General features: G+C 67.6%; 1 protein-coding gene. It reads right to left on the bottom strand.

From position 1 onward, the window contains the following. Positions 1-166 precede the first annotated feature (166 nt). A partial coding sequence (locus ACZ3J7_RS41080) for a tyrosine-type recombinase/integrase (RefSeq protein WP_465628513.1) occupies positions 167-1,153 on the bottom strand: 987 nt, incomplete at its 5' end.

The following is a 1,153-nucleotide window of genomic DNA, read 5'->3' as shown; positions in this document are numbered from 1 at the left end:
GGGTCTAAGCAGCCGTCGCCTGGCCTGAGCTGGGCGACGGCCCGGAGGACCACGGCGTGTCTGCGACACTGGAAGAACCATGCCTAAGCCCGGAGAACTGGCGTTGATCCGGCATCAAACGGCCCCTGACCAGCGCGTTTAGTGCTGTTCAGGGGCCGTTTGCGTGCTACTGGGCCGTCTCTGGGCCGTCTGGCTCCTCGGGGGCGGGCAAGAACAGCCCGTCAATGGCGTTCCGGGTCCGTTCCTGGCTCGAGGGCATGAGATGCGCGTACACCCGCAGCGTCAGGGCTGGGTCCGTGTGCCCCAGGTACTGGCTCACGGCCTTGATGCTCTCTCCAGCGTCCAGCAGTACCGAGGCGTAGAAATGCCTCAGAGCATGCATGCCGTGCTCCCGAGCCGACTCGAACTTGCCGTCGTCGTCGGCGTCCGGGATCAGGCCAGCGACCGCCAGCGCGGGCTTCCACTCCTGGATGTTGAAGTTGCTGCGCCACACGACCCCGCTCGCGGTGTTCGTGAACAGGAGTCGGGCCGACACCTTGGGACCGTCCGGCTTCCGCCACGGCAGCGTGATCCCCACCGGCTTGAAGGCGTCGACGTGGGTGCGGAGGGCTTCCGCCACCGAGGGCGGCAGAGGTACGTCTCGCTCCTTGCCGCACTTGGGCGGGGCGAATACTGCCTTCCCTCGGATGAGCTTCACCTGCCGGACCACTCGCAGGATTCCGCCCTCGAAGTCGACCGCGTCCTCGGCGAGCCCCACGATCTCACCCTGTCGGAGTCCGCACCCTGCCCCGGTGTCGACCATGGTCCGGTACCGCTCAGGCAGCGCCGCGCGAACGGCGCGCACCTGGGTGGGTAGCCATGGCACGACGCGGCGCCGCTCGACTGCCGGCGGACGGACGGACTTCACGGAGCACGGATTGCGTGACAACAGACCGTCGTCCACGGCCGCGCTGAGCACCGCTCGCACGTCACCGTAGATGTTGCGCGCGTACGCGCCGCTCACAGCAGGGTTCGCTTCCAGGATGCTGACGAGTCCGCGGACGTGCTCAGGGCGGAATGAGTCGAGCGGACGACTGCCGAGGACGGGGAACGCGTGGAGACGCAACCGCTGTTCCGTCACGATCTGGCTGGACAGGTCGGCGGTATGAGCCGA

The sequence above is a fragment of the Kitasatospora sp. NPDC015121 genome, assembly GCF_055562955.1.
This window is presented reverse-complemented; position numbering and strand designations above follow the sequence as displayed.